The 5,288-nt window shown below is 66.9% G+C and carries 5 protein-coding genes (1 of these 5 running past the window's edge); 3 read left to right on the top strand and 2 right to left on the bottom strand.

From position 1 onward, the window contains the following. Both K789_RS0116015 and K789_RS0116010 read left to right on the top strand, forming a co-directional pair. Positions 1–1,118: the 3' portion of a cytochrome c oxidase assembly protein gene (locus tag K789_RS0116015; RefSeq protein ID WP_024367638.1), read on the top strand. It extends 1,045 nt beyond the left edge of the window; 1,118 of the gene's 2,163 nt are visible here — the last part of the coding sequence; its start codon lies beyond the left edge, outside the window; the stop codon is at positions 1,116–1,118. Beyond that, on the top strand, positions 1,115–3,076 hold the full coding sequence (locus tag K789_RS0116010; RefSeq protein WP_024367637.1) for an NHL domain-containing thioredoxin family protein: 1,962 nt from the start codon (positions 1,115–1,117) through the stop codon (positions 3,074–3,076). The genes K789_RS0116015 and K789_RS0116010 overlap by 4 nt, the downstream gene beginning before the upstream one ends. Before the next feature lie 415 nt (positions 3,077–3,491). On the opposite strand, the gene K789_RS26260 is transcribed toward K789_RS0116010, so the two are convergent. After that, positions 3,492–3,635, bottom strand: a complete 144-nt coding sequence (locus tag K789_RS26260; RefSeq protein ID WP_237739621.1) for a hypothetical protein — start codon at positions 3,633–3,635, stop codon at positions 3,492–3,494. A 161-nt stretch (positions 3,636–3,796) separates the two neighbouring features. Between K789_RS26260 and K789_RS26255 the strand changes: the two genes are divergently transcribed. Next, entirely contained in the window at positions 3,797–4,150 is a 354-nt protein-coding gene (locus tag K789_RS26255; RefSeq protein ID WP_237739620.1) for an endonuclease domain-containing protein, read from the top strand. Positions 4,151–4,223: 73 nt separating this feature from the next. On the opposite strand, the gene K789_RS0116000 is transcribed toward K789_RS26255, so the two are convergent. Beyond that, positions 4,224–5,216, bottom strand: coding sequence for a hypothetical protein (locus K789_RS0116000; protein ID WP_024367636.1), 993 nt, complete (start codon positions 5,214–5,216; stop codon positions 4,224–4,226). Between the last annotated feature and the right edge of the window lie 72 nt (positions 5,217–5,288).

Genomic DNA, 5,288 nt, shown 5'->3' with positions numbered 1-5,288 from the left:
CCCGCCGCGTGCTCTGGCAGCTTGTTGTCGCGGAGCTACTGCTCATGGGGGCGACGTCGGGCATCGCCGTCGCGCTCGGCCGCTCAGCCCCGCCGCAGGGCGAGGCGCTCGTGCCGGACGCCTCCCCGGCCTTCATCATCTCCGGCTACGATCTGCCGCCGGAGCTCACCCCGGACCGCTGGCTGACCGAATGGCGTCTGGACTGGCTCTGGGTCACTGTCGCGGTCTTCGGCCTCGTGGCCTACATCCTCGGCATGCGGAAGGTGCTCCGGCGCGGGGACTCCTGGTCCTGGTTCCGGGCCGTCAACTGGGTGATCGGATTGGGTGTCCTGACTTATGTGACTTCCGGTCCGCCGTCGGTGTACGGCCGGGTACTTTTCTCGGCGCACATGGTGGACCACATGGCGCTGACGATGGTGGCGCCCATCTTCCTTGTCCTCGGAGCCCCCATAACGCTGGCCCTGCGTGCGCTGACGCCGCGGCGCGACAGCTCCCGCGGCCCCCGCGAATGGCTGCTGATCTTTATCCATTCAAAGTTCTCCCAGCTCGTCACGCACCCGCTGTTCGCTGCCGCCAACTTCGCCGGCTCGATTGTGCTTTTCTATTACTCGGACGCGTTTGGCTATGCGATGCGGGACCACGTTGGCCACGAGCTGATGAACCTGCACTTCGCCCTCACCGGCTACATCTTCGTGCTGACGATGATCGGCACGGACCCGCTGCCCCGGCGCGCGCCGTACCCCATGCGGCTGCTGCTCCTGCTTGCCACGATGGGCTTCCATGCCTTCTTCGGTGTCGCGATCATGGGCGGCACCGGGCTGCTGGCCGCGGACTACTTCGGCAACCTCGGCCGGACCTGGGGACCTTCGGCTCTGCTGGACCAGCAGATGGGCGGCGCGGTGGCCTGGGGCATCGGTGAGGTGCCCACTTTGCTAGTGGCGATCGGCGTCGCCGTTATGTGGTCGCGCTCAGATGCGCGCGAGTCCAAACGCACCGACCGGGCGGCGGACAGGAATAACGACGCCGATCTCACTGCTTACAACGATATGTTTGCCCAGCTGGCCGAGCGCGATGCCAGGCTGGCCGAACGCAACTCAAAGCTGGAAGGACGCTCATGACCGAAACCGTTCGCACCCACCTCCGGGTCCGGGCCTCCGAACTGGTGGGCCGTAACTGGCTTAACACCGGCGGAAAGACCCTGGACCTGGAATCCCTGCGCGGCAAAATTGTGCTGCTGGACTTCTGGACCTTCTGCTGCATCAACTGCCTGCACGTGCTGGACGAACTGCGGCCGCTCGAGCAGCAGTATTCCGACGTCCTGGTGACGGTCGGCGTGCACTCTCCCAAGTTCGAACACGAAGCTGATCCGGTGGCCCTGGCCGCCGCCGTCGAGCGTTACGAGATCCGCCATCCGGTCCTGGACGATCCCGAGCTGGACACCTGGAAGGCTTACACGGCGCGGGCCTGGCCAACGCTGGTGGTCATCGACCCCGAGGGGTACATCGTGGCCCACCTCTCCGGTGAAGGCCACGCTGACGGCCTGGCCGTGCTGATCCCTGAGCTGATCGCCGAGCACGAGGCCAAAGGCACCCTGCACCGCGGCGACGGCCCCTATGTGGCGCCGGAGCCGACGTCGGGCACCCTGCGGTTCCCCGGCAAGGCCCTCTACCTCCCCGCCGGCCGCGGCGTCGGAAGCGCTCCGGAAGCCGGCTCCTGGCTGGTCACCGACACCGGGCACCACCGCCTCGTGGAGCTCTCCACCGACTTCCAGACCGTGCTGGCGACCTACGGTTCCGGCGACAAGGGCCATGCTGACGGTAATGCCGCCACTGCCCGCTTCAACGAACCCCAGGGCCTGGTGCTGCTCCCGGAGGACGTCGCCGCCGAGGCAGGCCACGACGTCGTCATTGCCGACTCCGTGAACCACCGGCTTCGCGGGCTGTCCCTCGCGGACGGAACCGTCAGGACGCTGGCCGGCAACGGTGTGCAGCGGCTGCTCGAGACCGGCCCGGCCCGGGTGGACGAGGAAGGCGCCGCGTATGGCGCCCGGCTGGAGGCGGACCCGCTGCAGGTGTCCCTCAGCTCGCCCTGGGACGTTGTCTGGTCCACCAAACTGAACGCCGTCGTGGTCGCCATGGCCGGCGTGCACCAGATCTTCAGCTTTGACCCGCGCTCCGGCGCCGTGTCCATCATCGCCGGCAACGGGCTCGAGGGCCTGCTCGACGGCCCGGCAGCGGAAGCCTGGTTCGCCCAGTCCTCCGGCCTCGCCGAGGACGCCGACGGCAACATCTGGGTGGCGGACTCCGAAACCTCCGCCCTGCGCAAGCTCGTGGTCGGCGACGGCGGCGCCATCACCGTCGAGTCCGCCGTCGGCAAGGGCCTGTTCGACTTCGGCTTCCGCGACGGCGCCGCCGCTGACGCGCGGCTGCAGCACCCGCTGGGCGTCACCGTCCTGCCGGATGGCTCGGTGGCGATCGCAGACACCTACAACGGCGCCGTCCGCCGCTACGATCCCGCGTCGGGCACAGTCTCCACGCTGGCCCGCGGGCTGTCAGAACCCTCCGACGTGATTGTCGACCACACCCAGGTGGCCGGCGCCGAGCCGCTCCTGGTGGTGGTCGAGGCCAACAAGCACCAGCTGGTCTATGTGCCCATCCCCAAGGAGGCGCAGCAGGTCGACGAGGGCGCAGCCCAGACCCACCGGCCGAAGAGCCCCGTGGCCCCCGGGCTGCTGGAGCTGACTGTCCGCTTCACCGCGCCGACCGGCCAGAAACTGGACGACCGCTGGGGCGACCCGACCCAGCTGAAGATCTCCTCCACCCCGCCGGAACTGCTGCTGGCGGGCGGCGGGACCTCGGTTGGCCTGCTCCGCACCCTGGAACTGGCCTCCGACGTGCCGGAGGGCGTTCTGCACATCACCGCCCGCGCCGCGGCCTGCGACGGCCCGGAGGATGCGGACGGCGAGATCCCCGACCACGCAGCCTGCCACCTGTACCAGCAGGACTGGGGCATCCCGGTGCTGCTGCAGGCCGACGGCGACACCGAGCTGGTACTGGACCTGCGCGGAATGGACTGACGCCCGCTGGCTGCTGTCCGTGGCCCGGGTGTCACGGACAGCAGTCTTTTGGCTTTAACTGGAGCCCGGATCCTGGGATTCGCAGGATTCACGGCGTTGACTACTGCAAAACGCTGCTTTGCGTGACGTAGCGATATCCACATAGCTCTTCCACGGGGTGCCGCTGACTCCTGGCCGGGGAAACCATAGCCCCATGGATGTCGTCAGGGCTTTGGCCATCTGCGGGGGCGCGGCTCGACGGCCGGCACTCACCCGTCTAGGGATCGACGACGCCGCATTGCGGCGTGCGGTGAGGGCAGGCGTCCTCCAACCGGTCCGCGGACTCTACGCACTTCCGACGGCGCCCCCGGACCATGTGGCGCTGCTGCAGCGAAGGCAGCTCATCACCTGCCGGAGTGCGGCGCCCTTCTACCGCCTATGGTCCGTGGAGACCGCCGGGCCCCTCCATGTCCATCACAGACGCGGTGAGGCCTTCGAAGGGCAGACTGGGCACTGCGGTCTTCTTCTCGAACCGCATCCCCACCACCCGGTTGCTGCCCTCGGCGATGTGCTCATCCACGCGTTGAGGTGCCTGCCGCTCCGGGAGTCCCTGGTCATGGTGGACTGCGCGGTCGGCCGGGGAGACATGACTCTCGAGTTCCTGCGCGACCGGCTCNNGTCGGCAAGCGCAATGGCCGCGCCCGCCAAGTCCTTGACTGGGTGGACCGTGGTGCCGAATCAATGCTGGAAACCCTGGCCAGGACGTCTTTCCGCCAGGCCGGCATCAGGGTGGAACCGCAGGTACACATTGAGGGCGTCGGATACGTCGACCTTCTGCTCGAAGGCAGACTCATCGTGGAACTGGACGGCCGCCATCACGGTGAGTGGGCCCAGATCAAGAAGGACCAACGCCGCAACAATATGTCCGTTGTCCGGGGCTATTCCGTGCTCCGTTACTACTACGACGATGTAGTGCATCATCCCGCGCGGATGGTGGCTGAAGTCCTGGCCGTCCTAGCTGGGATGAATGTGCCGGGCCAGGTGTCACGCCAGGCAGGTTCTTGTATGCCTGGTGCAACGAACTTCGCGGAATAACGGGCTTCGCTGCGGCCGGCTGAGTCAAAAGACTGCCCGCCGTGACGCGTTTGCCGCAACGGAGTCCGGGGAGTTAGTAGCTCAGGAGCGGGGTGACTTTGACGGTGTCAGCGTCGACGTCCAGGCGGGTGGTGAAGCTGAAGTCGTGGACCGTGTTCAGTTCCGTCACGGCCCCGGTGAAGAGGTCCACCTGCCGGGCCTTGATCCGGGCTTTGCCGTTCAGGGGCGCCACCACCCAGCGTCCGCCGAAGGGCTCGATGCTGACGGCGGGGTATTCGGTGATGCTCCAGTCGATGGTGCCGTCAACGACGCGGTTGTTGGTGGTGTGGTAGAACGGGCAGTCCGGCTGGAGCTTTTGTTCCTTGTCGGCGGTGTCGGCGCAGGTGTCCAGGAACTCCTTGACCTTGCTGCCCACCGCGTCCTTCAGCCCGTCGGTGGCTTCGGTCATCAGGTTCAGCGGGGCCACGGGGACGTCCCGGCCCGACAAAGTGGCCTTGGTGGGCGCGGCCGCGAAGTACTCGCCCGACAGGGAGGCCTCGTACTCGCCCGGGTAAAAGACGGCGAAGGAGTTGCGGCCATTGGGCATGTTCACCGGTACCCCGTTCAGGGTGGCCTCGTTGGCGTTGACCACGGTGACGTTCAGGACGGGTAGAGCCGCAGGAACAATCGCCCACTTGTGGAAGAACAGCCACTCCGTACCGGAACGTTCCAGCAGGAATTCGGTCCGCAGCTGGCTGCCGTCAATCGTGTAGTCGATCGGGACCATCACCTGGTTGCCGCCACGGTCCTCGGCGTCGCCGTACTTGACGCCGCTGATCCGCGCGGCGGCGGTCTGCAGCGCCGTGCCGTCCAGCATGGCGGCGTTGGTTTGCGGAACGGAAGCGTGCAGCAAACCGAGGGCTTTCTCGCCTTCGCCGTTCTGCAGCGCATCGAGATACTCGCGGACAGGCTGCTGCGGGCTCGCAATGGAATTGTTCACGATATTGATCGCGACGATGCCCCCGGCCACAGCAAGCATCAGGCCCAGCAGCCACCCGGCTGCGATCCTGACCAACGCCTGACTCATTTGCACTTACCTTACGTTACCTGCACACCACAGGAATTCCCTTGTCACAGGCGACCCACGTGACAAGGCCCG

Source organism: Arthrobacter sp. TB 26, assembly GCF_000427315.1.
Taxonomy (GTDB): Bacteria; Actinomycetota; Actinomycetes; order Actinomycetales; family Micrococcaceae; genus Arthrobacter.
This window is presented reverse-complemented; position numbering and strand designations above follow the sequence as displayed.